The organism is Rhizobium sp. PRIMUS64, from assembly GCF_023006465.1.
GTDB lineage: Bacteria > Pseudomonadota > Alphaproteobacteria > Rhizobiales > Rhizobiaceae > Rhizobium > Rhizobium leguminosarum.
Window position 1 is genome coordinate 58,727 of record NZ_JALBGX010000022.1, and the last position, 18,053, is coordinate 76,779.

16 protein-coding genes are annotated in these 18,053 nt (G+C 60.7%); 9 read left to right on the forward strand and 7 right to left on the reverse strand.

Annotated elements, in window-relative coordinates; all coding sequences use genetic code 11:
• Window positions 1–68: 68 nt before the first annotated feature.
• From MOV76_RS12070 to MOV76_RS12080, 3 genes are all read left to right on the forward strand, one after another.
• Window positions 69–1,589: a mechanosensitive ion channel family protein gene (locus MOV76_RS12070; protein ID WP_130719144.1), complete on the forward strand. Its 1,521-nt coding sequence runs from the start codon at window positions 69–71 to the stop codon at window positions 1,587–1,589.
• Window positions 1,590–1,881: 292 nt separating this feature from the next.
• Complete coding sequence (locus tag MOV76_RS12075; protein WP_182565539.1) at window positions 1,882–2,259, forward strand: helix-turn-helix domain-containing protein; 378 nt, start codon at window positions 1,882–1,884, stop codon at window positions 2,257–2,259.
• Window positions 2,259–3,491: a type II toxin-antitoxin system HipA family toxin gene (locus tag MOV76_RS12080; RefSeq protein WP_247264596.1), complete on the forward strand. Its 1,233-nt coding sequence runs from the start codon at window positions 2,259–2,261 to the stop codon at window positions 3,489–3,491. Before MOV76_RS12075 ends, MOV76_RS12080 begins: the two co-directional genes overlap by 1 nt.
• Window positions 3,492–3,692: 201 nt before the next feature.
• On the opposite strand, the gene MOV76_RS12085 is transcribed toward MOV76_RS12080, so the two are convergent.
• The 6 genes from MOV76_RS12085 to MOV76_RS12110 all read right to left on the reverse strand — a co-directional run bounded on the left by MOV76_RS12085 (window position 3,693) and on the right by MOV76_RS12110 (window position 8,690).
• On the reverse strand, window positions 3,693–3,917 hold the full coding sequence (locus tag MOV76_RS12085; RefSeq protein WP_183620437.1) for a hypothetical protein: 225 nt from the start codon (window positions 3,915–3,917) through the stop codon (window positions 3,693–3,695).
• Window positions 3,914–4,666, reverse strand: coding sequence for a COG4280 domain-containing protein (locus MOV76_RS12090; RefSeq protein ID WP_247264597.1), 753 nt, complete (start codon window positions 4,664–4,666; stop codon window positions 3,914–3,916). Before MOV76_RS12090 ends, MOV76_RS12085 begins: the two co-directional genes overlap by 4 nt.
• The gene (locus tag MOV76_RS12095; RefSeq protein ID WP_247264598.1) at window positions 4,596–5,441 is read right to left on the reverse strand and encodes a phosphatase PAP2 family protein; all 846 of its coding nucleotides are present in this window, start codon (window positions 5,439–5,441) and stop codon (window positions 4,596–4,598) included. The genes MOV76_RS12090 and MOV76_RS12095 overlap by 71 nt, the downstream gene beginning before the upstream one ends.
• 276 nt (window positions 5,442–5,717) lie before the next feature.
• Window positions 5,718–6,089 carry a response regulator transcription factor gene (locus MOV76_RS12100; protein ID WP_026188755.1) on the reverse strand — a complete coding sequence of 124 codons (372 nt, stop codon included), beginning with the start codon at window positions 6,087–6,089 and terminating at the stop codon, window positions 5,718–5,720.
• 79 nt (window positions 6,090–6,168) lie between these two features.
• Window positions 6,169–6,801 carry a response regulator transcription factor gene (locus MOV76_RS12105; RefSeq protein ID WP_130653700.1) on the reverse strand — a complete coding sequence of 211 codons (633 nt, stop codon included), beginning with the start codon at window positions 6,799–6,801 and terminating at the stop codon, window positions 6,169–6,171.
• Window positions 6,798–8,690, reverse strand: a complete 1,893-nt coding sequence (locus MOV76_RS12110; RefSeq protein ID WP_247264599.1) for a sensor histidine kinase — start codon at window positions 8,688–8,690, stop codon at window positions 6,798–6,800. The genes MOV76_RS12105 and MOV76_RS12110 overlap by 4 nt, the downstream gene beginning before the upstream one ends.
• A 295-nt stretch (window positions 8,691–8,985) precedes the next feature.
• Here MOV76_RS12110 and MOV76_RS12115 point away from each other — a divergent pair, with 295 nt between their 5' ends.
• The 6 genes from MOV76_RS12115 (at window position 8,986) to MOV76_RS12140 (ending at window position 16,654) form a co-directional block, all read left to right on the forward strand.
• Entirely contained in the window at window positions 8,986–10,656 is a 1,671-nt protein-coding gene (locus MOV76_RS12115) for an arylsulfatase (protein WP_247264600.1), read from the forward strand.
• Between the two features lie 85 nt (window positions 10,657–10,741).
• Entirely contained in the window at window positions 10,742–11,752 is a 1,011-nt protein-coding gene (locus MOV76_RS12120) for an HAD family phosphatase (RefSeq protein WP_247264601.1), read from the forward strand.
• Between the two features lie 73 nt (window positions 11,753–11,825).
• Window positions 11,826–14,102 (forward strand): tetratricopeptide repeat protein, encoded by a 2,277-nt coding sequence (locus tag MOV76_RS12125; protein WP_247264602.1) that lies wholly within the window; start codon window positions 11,826–11,828, stop codon window positions 14,100–14,102.
• Between the two features lie 88 nt (window positions 14,103–14,190).
• A complete protein-coding gene (locus MOV76_RS12130; RefSeq protein WP_247264603.1) occupies window positions 14,191–14,979 on the forward strand; it encodes a hypothetical protein in 789 nt (262 codons plus the stop codon).
• Between the two features lie 229 nt (window positions 14,980–15,208).
• Entirely contained in the window at window positions 15,209–16,012 is an 804-nt protein-coding gene (locus tag MOV76_RS12135) for a transporter (RefSeq protein ID WP_408987992.1), read from the forward strand.
• Window positions 16,013–16,108: 96 nt separating this feature from the next.
• Window positions 16,109–16,654: a hypothetical protein gene (locus MOV76_RS12140; RefSeq protein WP_247264605.1), complete on the forward strand. Its 546-nt coding sequence runs from the start codon at window positions 16,109–16,111 to the stop codon at window positions 16,652–16,654.
• Between the two features lie 7 nt (window positions 16,655–16,661).
• Here MOV76_RS12140 and hutH read toward each other — a convergent pair.
• Window positions 16,662–18,053, reverse strand: a 1,392-nt coding sequence (gene hutH, locus MOV76_RS12145) for a histidine ammonia-lyase (RefSeq protein WP_247264606.1), incomplete at its 5' end; no start/stop codon positions are given.

An 18,053-nucleotide genomic window follows, 5' to 3' on the forward strand; every position in this document is an offset into this window, starting at 1 on the left:
GGGAGGCACGATGTTGACCGAAAACCGCTCACACGTTTCGGCATCATGCTCTGGCGAATGGACAGTCGATGCTTGATAATTTCACATGGTCCGGAGTGCTTGCCGATCCTGTCGTCCAGGCCGGGACGCTGGCCGTCGTCGGTGCGATCGTCACGCGCATAGCGCTTCGGCCCTTCCCGAGCTGGAAGCTCGCTGGCCAGGTGTTTTTCTTCGCGGCGCTCACCGTCCTGCTGCTCTATCACGACATCGTGCCCTACGAAGTCGGGCCGGCGCCGGCTTCGACCTTCGAACGCGTCTTCATCGCCCTTGCCAAGGTCGTCTGGTGGATCAATGCCGCCTGGGCGCTTATCGCCTTCGTCCGCGTCTTCCTGATCTTCGAGCGTCAACCGAGAGAAGGTCGCCTCGTTCAGGATCTGGTCATCGGCCTGATCTATCTCGGCGCGATCCTCTCGGTGGTCGCCTATGTCTTCAGCTTCCCCGTCGGCACGCTGATCGCCACCTCGGGTGTCTTTGCCATCATCCTCGGCCTTGCGCTGCAAAGCACCCTGAGCGACGTCTTTTCCGGCATCGCGCTCAATCTCGGCCGGCCCTATGCGATCGGCGACTGGATCGTGCTGAATGACGGCGTCGAGGGTCGTGTCGTCGAAACCAACTGGCGCTCCACCCATCTGCTGAACGGCTCGAACGACCTCGTCGTCCTGCCCAACAGCTTTCTGGCCAAGGTCGGGCTGACCAATCTCAGCAGCCCCGACCGCAGTCACGGCGCCTCACTGACTGTCCGTGTCGTGCCGACGATCGGGCCGTCGGCGATCATCGAGGTCATGCGTACCGTACTTTTGAGCAGCGGCTCGATCCTGACCGAACCGAAACCCGGCGTGCAGATCAAATCGCTGACATCAGATGCAGTGGAGCTGGAACTCTCCTTCCGCGTCAGGGATATCGGCCAGGCGGGGCCGGCGAAGAACGAGATATTCGATCTCATCTACCGTCATATCAAGGCCGCAGGCCTCACCTTGGCGCGGCCGATCGATGCGGCCGGCCCACCACCCGACCAGTTGCAGTCGGAAGAGGTGATGAAGCCGCACCGGCCGACGCCGCTCAAGCTTCTCGACGCCATCCCGCTGTTTTTCTCGCTGACCGAGGACGAGAAGGAAACACTCGCAGCCTCGATGACCCGGCGGACCTACAAGAAGGATTCCATCCTCATCGAGCAGGGCGATACGGTTGCATCGCTGATGATCGTGCGCAGCGGCGCCCTCGTCGCCACGCGGCGGGAAGGCCATCAGGAAGTCGAACTCGGCCGGCTGGCGCCGGGCGATTATTTCGGCGAAAGCGGGCTGCTGATCGGGGTCGGCGAGGCCGCCAGCCTGCGGGCGCTGACCTTCGTCGTCGTCTACGAGATTGCCCAAGCAAGCCTAACGCCGCTGCTGCACGACCGGCCCGGCATCGCTGAAGAGCTTGCCGCCACTTTGTCGCGCCGCATCGAGACCGGCCAGCATTCCTTCGCGCCCGAAGGCGCCACGCTGAACGGCGGTTCGATGACCTCACTGGTGACACGCATCCGCCACCTGTTCAAGGTGCCGCAGTAAAGCTCCAGGGCAATGGGCGCCGATGCCTGTCACCGCGGCCCTATCCCGCTTCAATGCCGACCCCGAGAATGAGGTAGGTCTCTCCGACGACAAACACGGCTGACGCCGGCGCAAATGGCTACTTTTCCGAATTTCTCGCTAGCGCATCCTCCAGCGACCGCCAGTCGTCGCGATGCGCCTCTGCTGCTCCCTAGCCAGCCAGGGGTTCGTTTATTACCAGGTAGTCGGCAGCTACCAATTCGTCATATATGATGTTATAAATGATTTTATCCACCGTATCTGGATAATAGCTATGGGATCGCCGAAATCAAAACCTGCCCTCGAAAGGCTTGGACATGACATCCGTGGCGCTCGCTTGCGGCGCGGTATCGCCGTGGCCGATCTGGCCGTGCGCGCCGGCACGTCGCCGAGCACCGTCGCGCGGTTGGAAAAGGGAGATCCTGGTGTTGGGATCGGCACGCTCGCCGATGTTCTCGTTGTGCTTGGTCTTGTCGACCGGTTGGCCGACCTGATCGACATCCGCAAAGACGATCTGGGTCTGGCGTTGGCCGCCGAACGCCAGCCACGTCGCGGACGGTCTTTTGCGACCGCACTGCGCAGGCAGAAGGCCAAGGGGAAGACGGCACAGGAGGATACGGATGTCGTTGATCTAGACGGCGCATCATTCTGATGCCCGATTTCAACGCCCATGTCGTTCTCGGCGAGAACCTGACACCCGTTGGCCAGTTGCGTTTCACGCAGGCGGGGCCTCGACAGTTCTCGACTTTTGCTTACGATCCGGCCTGGATCGAAAATCCTCGTGCCTTTGCCGTGCAGCCGACCTTTCCCCTTGAGGCTGGGCCATTTCACACATCTGGCCAGCCCGGAAACATGCGCGATGCATTGGCGGGCGTCTTCGCTGACGCTGCACCGGACAGTTGGGGCCGCAGGCTTCTCGAACGCACCTATGGAAATGGCCTTTCGGAGTTCGAGTATTTGACGCTGTCCGATGATGCCTGCCGGCAGGGCGCGCTGCGATTTGTGGACGATAGGAGAGAAATCATCCGGGGCGGCGCCGCCGACGCCGTACCGCGTCTGGTCGATCTGGAGACCATCACCGCCATCGCCCGGGCCTATGAGCAGGGTAAGGAGATATCCGCGGAGGACATGCAGTTGCTCGCCGGTGCGGGCGGTTCCGGCGGTGCGCGTCCCAAGGCCAATGTTCGGGACGGCGACACGCTCTGGCTCGCCAAGTTTACCTCGGTTCATGATCAGCAGCCGGTCGAACGCCTCGAGGTCGCCACGCTCCGCCTCGCTCGGGCCTGCGGGATCCGTACGCCCGAGGTCAGGCTGGAACTGGCTGATACGCCATTCCCGGTCGCTCTGATCAAGCGGTTCGATAGGCGCGAGGCCGGCCGTGTACCCTATATTTCGGCCCGCACTGCCCTCGGCAAGACCGGGGCCGAACTCGGCTCCTATACGGAGATCGTCGACTTCATGCGGGCCAATGCCGCTGATCCGCAGGCCGATTTCCGTGAACTCTTTCTGCGCCTGATCTTCACCATCCTCGTGTCGAACAAGGATGACCATCTAAAGAATCACGGTTTCCTTTATGTGGGGGCCGGTCGCTGGCGCCTGTCTCCGGTGTTCGATGTTAACCCCGCGCCTGACCGCAATCCGCATCTTGAAACGTCAATTCTTGAGGGCGGCGCGCATGACCGATCAATCCGTCTGGCCTTCGAAGCCCGCGAGTTCTTCGAAATCGCCGAAACGGATGCTCGCCAGATGATCCGCGAGACGGCGCAGCACATTTCCCTGCAATGGCGAGATATGCTTCGACAAGTGGGCGTCTCCGGTACGTTGGCGCGCGAGTATGAAGCCGCCTTCGTAAATGACCAGACTGAGATAGCGCTCGCTATATAAACCAGATATGCACGATATACCAGTATAACTCATCATATATGACGTAGTTCGTGCCTGCTCAAGGCATCACACATGCGCAAAAATTCCCCAGTCCGCCTGATTTTCTCAACCAGCCTGGGCGCCGCACTGAATGGCAGCTCGGTTGGCCCGCCGGTGGCGCGTATCCGTCACCTGGTCTAGGTGCCGCAGTAGTCGCCCGAGCTATTTCCGTTGAAACTTCTTCCGCGCCGCCCGCCCCACGCTCTCGGCGAGGATCAGCGGACAGCCAAGGAGAAGCAGAGCAGCGGCGAGCAGCGCGTCGACATGGGCGAATTTCACCAGAACGCCGACGATGGCAATCAGCAGCAGTGCCGCCAGCGCCAGCGCGCCGTCATCGATGAACATGCCGAAGAATTCCTTCAACGCGACCTTAAGAATATTCATCATGCGGCGACCTCGGTATGAACGCTGAAATAATGGCGCAGCATCCGGACTGCCGCGAAGGAAAAGACTGAGAGCACGGCAAGGATGGCCAGAAGCGAAAGATCAGCGCCCGGCCAGTCGGCGCCGACGCCCTCGCCGACCCAGAATATGCCGAAGGCGCTGAGGAGCAGCCCGACGACGAATTTGAGGCTGTTCTCCGGAATCGCCGAGAGCGGCTTGTGCACGAAGATGCCGATGATCAGCACCAGCAGGCAGGCCGCGGCCGCTCCAAGGCTGGCATAGCCGATCATGCCGTGTCCGGCGCCGGTAGCGATGACGATGAACACCACCTCGATCCCCTCGAGCAACACCGCCTTGAAGGCCGTAGTGCCCGCCAGGAAATTGGCACGGCGCTCGGCGGATTGGCGCCGGAGGCTGTCGGTCTCGGCCGCAAATGCCTTCTCCTCGTCGTGTAGCGCGATGAAACCCGAAGCCCGCAGGATCGCCTTGCGCAGCCAGCGCAGGCCGAAGAGAACGAGCAGCGTCCCGATGACGAACTGCATCAGCTCGATCGGAATGAGCCCGAGCAGCGGACCAAGCGCCAGCACGAGAAGAGCGAGAAGGGCGAGTGCGAGACCGGTGCCGATAAAGGCCGGACGCCAGCTCTGCGTGACGCCGACGGCGAGAATGATGGTGAAGGCTTCAACGACCTCGACGAAGGAGCCGAGAAATGCGGCCGTGACCGTCGAAGTGATCGTAGTCAGAGTTGTCATGGTTCTTGTCCGTTATGCCGGCGGAGATCATGTACTGGGCTGAACTATACCGTTTTGCGGCGTCCGCAACATCATCTGGCGGACGGCTCGGAATAAACCGCCTCGAGATCAGCCAGCAGCCAAGCGCCCAGAGCGCACCGGCGCACCATCCGGCCAAGACGTCCGTGGGATAATGGACGCCGAGATAGATTCGGCTCAAGCCGATGAGGACGGCGAGGAAGACGCCGGTGCCCATGACGAAGATCCGCGTTGACCGGTAACGCTGTGTCCGGGCCAGCAGCGCCCCAAGCGTCAGATAGGTCACCGCCGAGACCATCGCGTGTCCGGAGGGAAAGCTGAGATCGCTCACTTCGACCAGATGCGGCACGATGTCGGGGCGCGGCCGCGCGACGAGGATCTTCAAGAGCGTGCTTGCCAGCCAGCCTGTTAGTACCGAGGAAAAGACGAAGATCGCGATCGGCCAGCGCCGGTCGAGCAGAAGATGGACGGTGACGAGAACCGTCATCAGAGAGAGAACGGTGATGCCGCCGAGGGCAGTGATATCGTCGACGGCATGCGTCAGCCAGCCGGGACCGATCGGCACGGCAAGTTCTCCCGGCCGTCGCAACGCCAGCAGGATTGCCTCGTCAAAGTGGAATGTCTCCCCCTCCAGGACTTCGCTCGTCAGTCGCTGGAGCAGGAACAGTCCCCCGGCGATCGATGCCACCATGATCAATGTCAGCGGCTCATATGCATTGAGCCTCGCCAAGAGTCCCCGTCGTTGAACCTCACTCATGCCTGCCGTAGAACTCCCCTACATCATGTCGGTCCTCGCCAGATTGGCAATGCAAAGCGAGGATTCAAGGCCTTGCGCATTCATAGGCGTTCCCGACAGAGGTTTTATGGCCGCTGAGGTCGCCTTTTAGGCGTTCATCAACGGCACCAGTGAGTGAACCGCTTTGATCTGGTCGCAGTACCACGATGGAATGTGATGACGACGAATCCATGCTCATCGGCGGTCGCGAATGTGCGTTGCACCCTTCGAGAGTACATGGCCTCCATCCTTATCGGTTCACAATCCCAACGCCTTGTTGATGGCCGCAATCAATGTAGCACCGGAAAATTGCTTCTGCAGATAAGCAACACACCCCGCCTTTTCCGCCTGCGCTTTTGCGGAGCCGGTTTCCAGTGCCGTGATGAAAATCACGGGAAGGGTTGTTCCCTCGGCTTTCAGCCTGCGTTGCAAATCGATGCCGGACATGCCACCGAGGTCAATATCAAGGACGAGGCAGTCGATCGTCGTTTTGGGATCGCGACTGAGAAAGGCCTCGGCCGATGCATACTCGTTGGCCTGAAAACCGTAAGCGTTAAGCAGCCGCCCGAGACTGCGCCTTAGGCTTGCGTCATCATCGACGACGGCGACCGTGCGGCGAGGGTTCTCCACCTCATACACCTCTTTTGACGATATGAGAGATAATGGTTCCCGATCAAATTAGGCCGGCGGGACGTCGATTGATATTGTCCTAAGGGGAAGGCGCCGCTGTATCCTGGTCGATGAGACCAATATATGCAGCGATCGACACCACCTCGGCCAGCGAGCGTACGTCGAGCTTTTCCATGACCTGATGGCGATGCACCTTCACCGTCCGCTCCGAGATGCCGAGCGCATAAGCGATCTGCTTGTTGAGATGGCCACGTATAACGAGCCGGAACACTTCCGCTTCGCGCGGGCTGAGACTCGCGACCAATGCCCGCTGGGCTTGAAGACGATCGTGACGGGCCTGCTGTCGTTCGCATTGGATGAGGGCGCGATTGATCGCCTCCATCAATGCCGCCGCGGTCGAATTCTTCTCCAGAAAATCCTTGGCACCCGCCTTCATCGCCTCGACGCTTGCCTTTATGTCTCCCTCCCCCGTGAGGAACACGACCGGCAATAGCGGTGCCTGCTCGCACAATCGGCGTTGGATTTGCAACCCGGACTGGCCGGGCATCTGGAGGTCGAGGAGAACGCATCCCGGTTCGCAAGTGGAAAGGCGGGCAAGAAATTGGTCCCCGGATTCATAGGTTTCGACCCTGAGACCATGTGCGGAAAGCAGCCTTGCGGTCGCTGTCCGGTAGGATTTGTCGTCATCGACGATATGGACAACCGGTTTCATCTCGATTGCTCCTCCCTGTGGGCGAGAGGCAGGGCCACGCGAAAGACCGCGCCTCCTTCGGGGCGATTGTCGGCGCAGATGGTGCCGCCATAGGTCTCGAGAATGGCGCGGGCTATGGACAGACCCAGCCCCGTGCCCGCCTGCTTGGTGGTATAGAACGGTTCGAAGATGCGGATCAGCCTCTCCTCGGGAATGCCGTCTCCAGTGTCGGAGACCAGCAGCTCCGCCTTCTCGTCCGCCAGTCCCGTTGTAAACGTAAGCGTTCTCCCGGCCGGGACGGCGTCCAGCATGGCGTCCATAGCATTGGTTGCCAGATTGAGGATAACCTGCTGCACATGAACTTTGTCGGCACGTACCGGCAACTCGCCGGGCGGCTGTGTTGAGGTCAGCGTAATTCCGCGCCGCTCTGCCTCGCCGTGAATGATATGGATTGCGCTCGACGTGACATCGTTCAGATCGAACTCCTGCCAATCGATCTCGCTTCTCTTCTTGAGCAACCCTCTCATCCGGCTGATGATATCGCCTGCGCGCTGATCGTCCTCCTGGATGTCGAGGAGAATCTGCTGAATCAGTTGGTGATCCGGGTTTACACTTCGGAGCAGCACCGCGGCTGCCTCGGCATTGTTTCGGATGGCTGAAAGGGGCTGGTTCAGTTCGTGAGCAATGGACGAGGACAATGCTCCGGCTGTCGCCGACTGGTTAAGGTGGACGGCTTCGAGCAAGTGAAGGCGCGACCGGCTCTCGGCATCGCGGCGGCGCCTCCGCTCGAACAAGAGCACCGAGATGATGCTGGCCTGCGCCAGCACGAGGCCGCTCCCCGCCACCAGAATTGCCCAGTGTTCCTCCCAGAGGCTCCTCTTCTTGTGCATCTGGATTGTGCCCGGCGGCAGATCCTTTTCGGCGAGCCCCCAGCGCTGGAGTTGCCGGGCATCGGCGATATATGTCTGGGGCGCTTCGAGATCCGACACAGGCTTGCCAGCGATCGCATCGATGACAAGGTTGCCGACGGTCCGGCCCAGTGCTTCGAATGTGACGGTATTGCCGCCGACGACGCCATGATCGATGTAGGTCTGATAAGGCCCATAGACGGGCGCGCTGGCGGTCGCTGCGATCTGTCCGATCGCGTCGCGCGGAATGAAGTTGCGCCCTTCCCGATCCTTGAAGACCGTCAATGCCAGGATGATGCTGTCGGGCGGCACATGCGACGCCCGCTCGGTGAACTCGTCGATGGTCAGATCTTCCAGATAGGTCGTCTCGTAGGACTTCGAGAACTGCTCGAGAGCCGCGCGGGCCGTCGTCAGCCATCCGCGGTCGAAGTCGGACGAACCGCCGACAATGTAGAGGTGGCGGGCATCGGGCTGCAGGCCGCGGGCCATTTCGGCCGTCTTCAGAATGTCGAATGTCGTGAAGGCTCCGATCACGTCATCCGGCAAGTCGATCTTCTCGGCGGTGGCTGTGCCGAAACCGGCGGCGACGATCTTTGCACCAGGCGCGATCGTGCCGCGGTTCGCGGAGACGAAGCTCGCAGATTCCTTGCCGAGGGCCACGACCACGTCTGGGCGGCGCGGCGCGTATTTCTCGCCGAGATATCGTGCCATGCGCGCGACATGGTCACCTTCCGGAAACCGCGAAAGATCCAGGAACTCTGAAAACAGGTCGATCTTGCCGTTTGTCGCCTCCAGCAAACGGCTCCGCAGCGCCTCTCCGGCAGCAGTCGTCGCCGCGATCCTCTCGTCATAGGGATAAAGAACGAGAACGCGGGGAACCCGGTCGATGACGGCAATCGAGGTGTCGGAGGCTGCGGCCTGACGACTGGACACACTCGGGGCGAACACCGCCAACAAAAAGGCAGTGCAGCATAATCGACCTGACCATTCGCCCAAGCCCATCAGCTTCCCCCCAAACCGGCCGACAATAACAGCTTCCCGCTACGGCGTCATCTGCGCATCACTACTATCGATTGCCACTGCATGAAGAGATTCCCCAAAGTACAATATCGAGCGAAGGCAGCATTCGCTAAAGTTAAGCGGGCCGGAGCAGAGATGCGGCCGGCCTTCGCATCCCTGCCGGAGGCAGCTCCGGCGGGATCTTCATTTTAAGCAGTCCAGTTGAATCGACGCATGCAATCGCAGCCTTGTCCGCGAGTGGCTCCGTCATTCAAGAACGTCAACGGAGGGATTTGAAATGAACAGCAGAATCCTTATCCGCTGCATCGGAGCATTGGCTTCATCCACCATTCTCTGGTGCGCGGCCTCGCCCCTGCAAGCGCAGGACTCCCAACGAAAACCCAACATCCTGTTCATCGTTTCGGATGATACCGGCTACGGCGATCTCGGGCCCTACGGCGGAGGTGAGGGCCGCGGGATGCCGACCCCGAGCATCGACAAGCTGGCCGACGAAGGCATGACCTTCTTTTCCTTCTACGCCCAGCCGAGCTGCACGCCCGGCCGCGCCGCCATGCAGACGGGACGCATTCCGAACCGCAGCGGCATGACAACAGTGGCATTTCAAGGCCAAGGCGGCGGATTGCCCGCAGCGGAATGGACGCTCGCCTCCGTTCTGAAGCGCGGTGGCTATCACACCTTTTTCACCGGCAAATGGCACCTCGGGGAGGCGGACTATGCGCTTCCGATCGCGCAGGGTTACGACGAAATGAAGTATGTCGGCCTCTATCACCTCAATGCCTACACCTATGCCGACCCGACCTGGTTCCCTGATATGGATGCGGAAACCCGCGCTCTGTTCCAGAAAGTGACAACGGGCTCGCTGTCCGGCAAGGCCGGAGGTGAGGTAAAGGAAGACTTCAAGATCAACGGTCAATATGTCGATACGCCCGTGATCGACGGCAAGGAAGGCGTTGTCGGCATTCCGTTCTTCGACGGCTACGTAGAGAAAGCGGCACTGGGCTTTCTTGATGAAGCTGCAAAGACGCCGGATCAGCCTTTCTTCATCAACGTCAATTTCATGAAAGTGCACCAGCCGAACATGCCGGCCCCGGACTTCCAGGGCAAATCGATCTCGAAGAGTAAGTATGCGGACTCCGTTGTGGAGCTGGATACACGCATCGGAAGGATTATGGACAAGCTGCGTGAAACTGGCATGGACAGAAATACGCTGGTTTTTTACACGACCGATAACGGCGCTTGGCAAGACGTCTATCCGGACGCGGGCTACACACCATTCCGCGGTACAAAAGGCACCGTGCGCGAAGGCGGCAACCGTGTTCCCGCGATCGCTGTCTGGCCCGGCAAGATCAAGCAGGACGTAAAAAATCACGACATCGTCGGTGGTCTCGATCTGATGGCGACCTTTGCCGCAGCCGGCGGCGTGCCGCTGCCCACCAAAGACCGCGAAGATAAACCGATTATCTTCGATAGCTACGATATGACCCCGATTCTGCTGGGTACGGGAAAATCTGCCCGCAAAAACTGGTTCTACTTCACCGAAAACGAACTGACGCCGGGTGCTGCCCGTGTCGGCAATTACAAGGCCGTGTTCAACCTGCGCGGCGACAATGGGCAGGCCACAGGCGGTCTGGCTGTTGATACCAACCTGGGCTGGAAGGGTGCTCAGTCCTACGTCGCCATCGTGCCACAGGTGTTCGATCTGCTGCAGGATCCGCAAGAACGCTACGACATCTTCATGAACAACTACACCGAACATACCTGGACATTGGTCTCCATCTCGGGAGCGATCAAGGACCTCATGAAAACCTACGTCGAGTACCCCCCGCGCAAGCTGCAGAGCATGGGTTACGACGGCCCGATCGAACTCTCCAAGTATCAGATGTTAGAGTCGGTGCGTGAACAACTCGGCAAGGAGGGGGTCAATATCACGGCTCCGACCGGGAACTAGGTCCTTGGCGGCCCCGGAGCGATCCGGGGCTGCCGCGTATCTCCAAGTTCAAGATTGCCGCAAGTTAATCGATGGAGGCATTGCGATGAATTCGGCACGTACTTTCCTGTATTTTTCCCGCGGCGTCGCGCTCGCCGCTGCAGCATGTCTTTTTACTGCAGGGTCGGCAGTCGCTCAAACGGACGCACTGCCTTCGTGGAACGACACGGCACCGAAACAAGCGATCATCTCCTTCGTTGAGAAGGTGACAAAACCGGGTTCAGCCGACTTCGTTCTGGAAGCGGAGCGTATCGCCGTATTCGACAATGATGGAACCCTGTGGGTCGAACATCCGATATATACGCAGCTCGCGTTCGCTCTGGACCGGGTGAAGGCCCTTGCCCCGCAGCATCCGGAATGGAAGGAAACGCAGCCGTTCAAGGCGGTGCTCGAAGGCGACATGAAGGTACTCGCGGCGTCCGGCGAAAAGGGCCTCGTCGAGCTCATCATGACCACGCATGCCGGAATGACCAGCAGCGATTTCCAGAAGATCGTCACCGATTGGCTCGCGTCGGCCCGTGACCCGAAATTCAAGCGGCCTTACACAGAACTCGTCTATCAGCCGATGGTCGAGCTTCTCGGCTATCTCCGCGCCAACGGTTTCAAGACCTTCATCGTTTCAGGCGGAGGCATCGAGTTCATGCGGCCATGGGCGGAAAAAGTCTATGGCGTCCCGCCCGAGCAGGTTATCGGCTCGTCGATCAAGACCGAGTTCAGGATGCAGGACGACACACCGACCCTGTTTCGGCTCCCCGAAGTCAATTTCATCGACGACAAGGCCGGCAAACCCGTCGGGATCAACCAGCAGATCGGCCGGAGGCCGATAGCCGCCTTTGGCAATTCCGACGGAGATCTCCAAATGCTGCAATGGACGACCATGGCCGGTGGGCCTGCCAGGCTCGGCGTGCTGATCCATCATACCGATGCCGAGCGTGAATACGCCTACGACCGCGATACCGAATTCGGCCGCCTCGACAAGGCGCTGGATGCCGCCTCCATCGCCGGCTGGACCGTCATCGACATGAAGTCCGACTGGAAGCAGGTGTTCAAGGACTAGGGGAATGCGCCGAGCGCCGGAGCGTTGGACGATGGCGCCGTGACCTTCTGGAACGTCGACAGGGAGCGATTGAGTGGCAGCGTCTGTTCGATCAGCAGCGGTGAGAGGAGTGACCCTCCTGCTTTTCCTGTTGCTCGCGCCTGCCGGGCGCAGCCTTGCAAGCGACGCCCTCTCGACACCCGCTGCCGACCCGCAAATATCGATCCATGAAGGTTTCGTGGACCAAAAGACTTGTGCATCCTGCCACGCAGATCAGGCGGCTGCTTTTTCGAAGTCCCACCATGCGAAGGCCATGGCCTTGGCCGACGACGAAACGGTGCGCGGCGATTTCGACAATAGCAGGTTCGAACATAACGGCGTGGTCACGACCTTCAACCGCCGCGATGGCCGCTTCTTCGTGAACACCGAGGGTGCGGACGGCGGCGAGGGCGAGTTCGAAGTCAAATATACCTTCGCCTACGAACCGCTGCAGCAATATCTCGTCGAGATCGGAGGCGGACGGCTGCAGGCTCTCGATATCGCCTGGGATACGGCCAGGCGACAGTGGTTCTGGCTCGGCAACGGCACCCCGGCCAAACCGGGCTCGACCTATCATTGGACAGGCCCCTTCTATCGCTGGAACCGCACCTGCATCGATTGTCATTCGACCGATCCCCAGGCGAAGTTTCAACCGCAGACGAATGAATACAAGTCGACCTACGTCGCCACCAGCATCGGCTGTCAGTCCTGTCATGGTCCGGGCGCCAAGCACGTCGCTTCCGCGCAATCGGGCAACGCCTCATCCGCAGTCAAGCCGGATACAGGTCTGCCGAAAGTCGATGCGGGCATCTGCTTTGCCTGCCATGCCAGGCGCACCAAGCTGCTGGACGGCTACCAGCCGGGAAAGCCCTTTCTCGACTATTTCTCCCCTGCCCTGCTCCGGCAGGATCTCTATTTCCCTGACGGGCAGATCCTTGACGAGGTCTTCGAATATGGCTCGTTTCAGCAAAGCAAGATGGCCAGGGCGGGCGTGACCTGTCTCGACTGCCATCGGCCGCACGATGCCGGCCTCAAAGCCGAGGGCAATGCACTGTGCACGCAATGCCACACAGAGACGAAGCCGGAGCGCTTCGTCAACCAGGATCCGAGCGGGCTGTTCGACACTCCCGAGCACACCCGTCACCAGGCCGGCTCCACCGGAGCACAATGCGCCAACTGCCACATGCCAGAACGCACCTACATGAAGGTCGACCCGCGCCGCGACCACTCCTTCGTCATCCCCCGACCCGACCTGTCGGCAACCCTCGGAACGCCGAATGCGTGCACGACCTGTCATGTCGGCAGAACGAATGATTGGGCAGCCGAAACAATGGACAAATGGTACGGGACGCAATGGCGCAAACGCCCGTCGATCGCCCATGCCTTCGCCGGAGCTGCAAACGGCGATCAAGCCGCGGTGGAGGCTCTGCGCGACCTTGTCGGCGACCGTGACCAGGCAGGAATTGTCAGGGGTAGCGCCATCGCAGCAATGAGCCGAACTGGCGGCGTGGAGATCACCGCCGACATTCAAACGGCCGCGGCCGATGCAGATCCGCTCGTCAGGCTCGGTGCTGCGGAAGCGGCAGGCAACATTCCACCGGAGCAGAGGCTGGAGGCGATCGGCAACCTGCTGGGCGATGCAACGCGCGCGGTGCGCGTTGCTGCCGCCAACGCACTCGCCGGCACTCCTCCCCACCTCTTCGGCGATCAGCAAGGCAATTTCGAAGCCGCCGTCGCGGACCTGCGCGCCTATGTCGAAACCAATGGCGACGTCGCGGAAGCACAAAGCAATTATGGCTTCTTCCTGTTCGCCCGACAGCGTACGGCCGAGGCCGAAGCCGCCTTCCGGCGAGCGATTTCGCTCGACCCGACACTGGAGGCAATGCGCATCAATCTCGCGGAATTCTACCGCGCCACCGGCCGGAACGACCAATCGGAACAGACCTATGCCGAAGCGATCGGGATGGCGCCTGAAAGCGCGGATCTGCGGTACGGACACGCGTTGTCGCTGGTACGCAAACAGGCATTGACCGAGGCTATCACAGAACTCCAAGAAGCCGTGCGGCTGGATCCACAAAACTCCCGCTACAAGACGACCTTTGCCGTCGCTCTCGATTCCGCTGGCCGGACGGATGAAGCACTGGACAAGCTCGATGGTTGGGCGGCGGGCGAAGACGCTGATATCATCGGCTTGGCGCTCCGATACAGTCTCAAGCTTCGACGCTTGCCGGAGGCGCTGAAATACGCCGAGGATCTGGCGCGACTGAGACCTGAGGACCAGCAGATTTCAGGCCTCATCGGGCAGTTGACGCAGGCGATCAACGGAAAATAGGTATTTAAACTTGTCGAAATCTACCTCTCGCCGCACAGTGCCGACTCGGGACAGCAGTGCCGAGGCGAAACGAGATCGGGGGATTCTCATGAAAGCCATATACTTGCGTGCCATTCTATTGGTGACGGGCATTTGCGCGGCGTCGGCCGGCAACGCTGCCGATATCACGCCGCTCACGCCGGAAGCAAAAACAGTCGAGAGCCAGAGCGGCTGGGAATTCACCTTCGCGCCATATTTCTGGGCTGCCGGCATATCCGGCGATATTGGGCAGTTTGGACTTCCGGATGTTCATATCGACGCGGATTTCGGCGATATCCTCAATAACCTCGACTTCGCTTTCATGGCGGCAGGCGAAGCAAGATACGATCGCTTCAGCATCGTCGGTGACGTGATCTACACCAAGCTCGGTGCCGACGCCGACACACCTGCCGGCATCCTTGCCGACAGCGTCGATGTGACATCGAAGACCTTCGCGGGATTTCTTGGCGCCGGTTACGCCGTGCTCGAAGACCAAAATGGCCATCTCGATGTGGTCGGCGGCATGAGGGTCTGGTCGGCCAAAACCGAGATCTCCTTTAATGGCGGCATTCTGGCCGGAGTGGATGTCGAAGACAGCGCCACATGGATCGATGCTGTCGCCGGCGTCCGAGGAAACTACTTCTTCACGCCGGAAATCTATGTCACGGGGTGGGGCCTGCTGGGCGCCGGCGGCGCCGATATCGACTGGGATGTGGCGTTGGGCCTCGGCTACAAGTTCAACGACACCATCTCAGCGGTCGCCGGATATCGTGCACTCGGCGTCAATTACGAGAATGACGGGTTCGTCTTCGACGTCGTTCAGCAAGGGCCGATCTTCGGGGTGGCCATTCGGTTCTAAAGGCCGGACTGGCGAACTTCGTACTGTTAGCGATTATCCTTCCAGTATGCTCGCCATTTGAAGACATGGTGTCCTCCGGGAGCCGGAAAAAGACGTCCTCCAGCAGCAGAGAGCCGCCGTGACAGCGGCTCACAGTTCGGTATCCAACAGGATCGATCCGGGGGATATCGTTTCATTTCGGAGGAAGCCTGCCCTGCGGGCTGGGTTCAATCGGATCATGGAGGCATTGATGAAGAAAGTCGCTTCTTGGGTAGTACTGGTTGTCGCGCCGCTCGGTGTCTGGACAGGGACGGCAGCCGCCCAGTCGAGTGAAGACCTGGCGAAGAAGCTTTCCAATCCGATAGCCTCGCTCATCAGCGTCCCGTTCCAGTTCAACTACGATCACGGCTATGGTCCAGACGACGGCGACAAGGCGACGCTGAACATTCAGCCGGTCATTCCCTTCAAGATAAACGAGGACTGGAACGTCATCTCGCGCACCATCCTGCCAGTCACATGGCAGAACGACATTGCCGGACCGTCGGGAACGCAGTTCGGTCTGGGCGACATCACGCAAAGCTTCTTCTTCTCGCCGTCCAAGCCGACCGAGAGCGGCATCGTCTGGGGCGTCGGCCCGGTGTTCCTGCTGCCGACGGCGACGGACGAGCTCCTCGGAAGCGGCAAGTGGGGTGCGGGTCCGACAGCGGTCGTCCTTAAGCAGGACGGCCCCTGGACTTACGGCTTTCTCGGGAACCACATCTGGTCGTTCGCTGGTCAAAGCGACCGGGAGGACGTGAGTTCGACGTTCCTGCAGCCGTTCATCTCCTACACGACCAAGGACGCCTGGACGTTCTCGCTGAATACGGAGTCGACATATAACTGGGAAACGAACGACTGGTCGGTGCCGATCAACTTCGCAGTCGCCAAGCTGATCACCATCGACAAGCAGCCAATCAGCCTGACGGCGGGCATACGATATTGGGCGGCGGCTCCAGACAATGGCCCGGAAGGACTGGGCTTCCGCGTCGCGGTCACGTTCCTCTTCCCGAAGTGAATCCGCAGTCGACGACGCGCGCGGCGGCTGTAGTAGCAAAAGCTCAACCTTCTTTTGCTATTGCTGGAGCCGATTGCGTTGGAGAAGATTTCGGCGATGAAAATTCCGACAGTGATGGTGCTGATTGCAGCCGCCCTGCAGCCGGTCTCAGCCTTCGGCGAGACCGATTGGATGGGCGGCGCGAGACAATGGTCAGTCGGCTTTGCGAATGAGAGCCCGCATCCCTATTGCCGCCTGCTGTGGGACAGCGAGATCGGGAAGACCATGGAATTCCGCCAGAGCGCAACCGAGACGTTCTGGCTTTTATCAAAGAACACATGGGACATCCCGGCCGATACCAAGACCGAGGTGACGCTGACCAACCGGACGACGACGAAAGTGGTCGCCGCCGAATTCTTCGACAAGAACACGCTTCGCCTCTGGGGTCCGGCCAGCAAGGGGAGCGGCGGACTGAAGAAGATCATCAAGAATTCCTTTGCCGGAACGCCTGACGTGCAGCTTACCTTTGCCGGCGACGAAGGCGACTGGACGCTTCCGCTCTCGCGGGTGGATCAGCTCTACCCGACTTATCGCCAGTGCCTCAAACGGCTCGAGGCTGGCGAACGGCCGAAGCAGAATTCCGAAACAAGCAAACCGTTCTGACAGTCGATTATAGCGGCGGCGAAGTATCGCGGATCAGGCTGCGAACGGCTTCGATATCGCCGTTGAGCGGCCGTTCGTCACTATAGTGGGAAACATGCTCCCGCGCGGCCTTGTAGACCAGGTCTGTTCCTGCGGCCCGCGGCGCCGTCGCCGCCAGGAAATCATGCGCCTGGGCAGCGGCCATCAGCTCGATTGCCAGGATATATTCGGCGTTGTCGATGACGGCGAGCAGCTTGCCGGCGGCAGCCGTCGGATGCGCGAGGAAATCCTCCTGCAGGCCTGAGGTCAGCCCGCCGTCCATGGCCGCGGGTGCGGCAAGGCGGCGGTTCTCGTTGCTGAGCGCGGCAGCGGTATACTGAGCAATCATGAAGCCGGAATGGCTGCCGGCATCGCTGGCGAGGAAAGGCGGCAGGCCGCTCACCAGCGGATTGACGAGCCGGTCCATGCGCCGTTCGCTGATCGCACCGATCTGTGCCAGCGCAATGGCCAGGCTATCGGCCGCCTGCCCGAGCGCCGGGGCAACCGCATGGGCCTCGGAGGAGACGATCGGATGGTCCGGCGTGCCTGAGACAGCCGGATTGTCGGTCACCGAAGCAAGCTCCTGGTCGACGATGCGGGCGGAATTGTCGAAGACATCGCGGGCCGCACCATGGGCGTGCGGCACCGAACGAAGGCTAAGCGCATCCTGCGTGCGCCGACCTAAGGCGGCGGCGACAAGACCGCTGCCCTGAAGCCGCGCTCGCAGGCTAGCTCCGACTTTTTCTATTCCCGCCGACGGGCGAAGCGCCAGCACGGCGGCGTCGAAGGCGGCGATCTGGCAGCCTGCTGCTTCCAGCGTCAGTGCTGCGATCGCATCGGCCCAATCGAGCAGCCGCTCGGCGCGTGACAGCGCCACGGCAGTCAAGCCGGTGGCGCAAGCCGTGCCGTTGACAAGGCTCAAGCCCTCCTTGGCGCCGAGCACCAGTGGTTGGAGGCCGATCGCGGCAAGCGCCTCGCGACCGCTCATGCACCGGCCGTCCAGGTGAGCGCAGCCTTCGCCGATCAGAACAAGCGCAATATGGGCGTTATGGACGAGGTAACCGGCAGAACCCTTGGACGGCACGCAGGGAATACAATCATGTTCCAGCAGGGCCGCAAGATGCTGGACGATCTCGCGCCGCACGCCGGAATGACCATGGGCGAAATTGGCGATCTCAGCCGCGATGATCGCGCGCACCTCGCGGGCAGCCAGCAACGGACCGACGCCGCAGGCATGGCTGAGCACGATGCTGCGCGACAACAGGCTCTGCGAGGCACGATCGACCACCGTATCGGCGAGTGCCCCGACGCCGGTATTGACGCCATAGGCACGCACGCCCGTCTCGACGATGCGCGCGACGATGCGGCTTGCTTGCTCGAC

What these genes read in the sequence shown, in the direction of transcription:
- MOV76_RS12135 (WP_408987992.1), top strand. Translation starts at nt 15,209, where the DNA reads ATGAAGAAAGTCGCTTCTTGGGTAGTACTGGTTGTCGCGCCGCTCGGT.
- MOV76_RS12120 (WP_247264601.1), top strand. Translation starts at nt 10,742, where the DNA reads ATGAATTCGGCACGTACTTTCCTGTATTTTTCCCGCGGCGTCGCGCTC.
- MOV76_RS12070 (WP_130719144.1), top strand. Translation starts at nt 69, where the DNA reads ATGCTTGATAATTTCACATGGTCCGGAGTGCTTGCCGATCCTGTCGTC.
- MOV76_RS12085 (WP_183620437.1), bottom strand. Translation starts at nt 3,917, where the DNA reads ATGATGAATATTCTTAAGGTCGCGTTGAAGGAATTCTTCGGCATGTTC.
- MOV76_RS12075 (WP_182565539.1), top strand. Translation starts at nt 1,882, where the DNA reads ATGGGATCGCCGAAATCAAAACCTGCCCTCGAAAGGCTTGGACATGAC.
- MOV76_RS12090 (WP_247264597.1), bottom strand. Translation starts at nt 4,666, where the DNA reads ATGACAACTCTGACTACGATCACTTCGACGGTCACGGCCGCATTTCTC.
- MOV76_RS12080 (WP_247264596.1), top strand. Translation starts at nt 2,259, where the DNA reads ATGCCCGATTTCAACGCCCATGTCGTTCTCGGCGAGAACCTGACACCC.
- MOV76_RS12095 (WP_247264598.1), bottom strand. Translation starts at nt 5,441, where the DNA reads ATGAGTGAGGTTCAACGACGGGGACTCTTGGCGAGGCTCAATGCATAT.
- MOV76_RS12105 (WP_130653700.1), bottom strand. Translation starts at nt 6,801, where the DNA reads ATGAAACCGGTTGTCCATATCGTCGATGACGACAAATCCTACCGGACA.
- MOV76_RS12115 (WP_247264600.1), top strand. Translation starts at nt 8,986, where the DNA reads ATGAACAGCAGAATCCTTATCCGCTGCATCGGAGCATTGGCTTCATCC.
- MOV76_RS12130 (WP_247264603.1), top strand. Translation starts at nt 14,191, where the DNA reads ATGAAAGCCATATACTTGCGTGCCATTCTATTGGTGACGGGCATTTGC.
- MOV76_RS12110 (WP_247264599.1), bottom strand. Translation starts at nt 8,690, where the DNA reads ATGGGCTTGGGCGAATGGTCAGGTCGATTATGCTGCACTGCCTTTTTG.
- MOV76_RS12140 (WP_247264605.1), top strand. Translation starts at nt 16,109, where the DNA reads ATGAAAATTCCGACAGTGATGGTGCTGATTGCAGCCGCCCTGCAGCCG.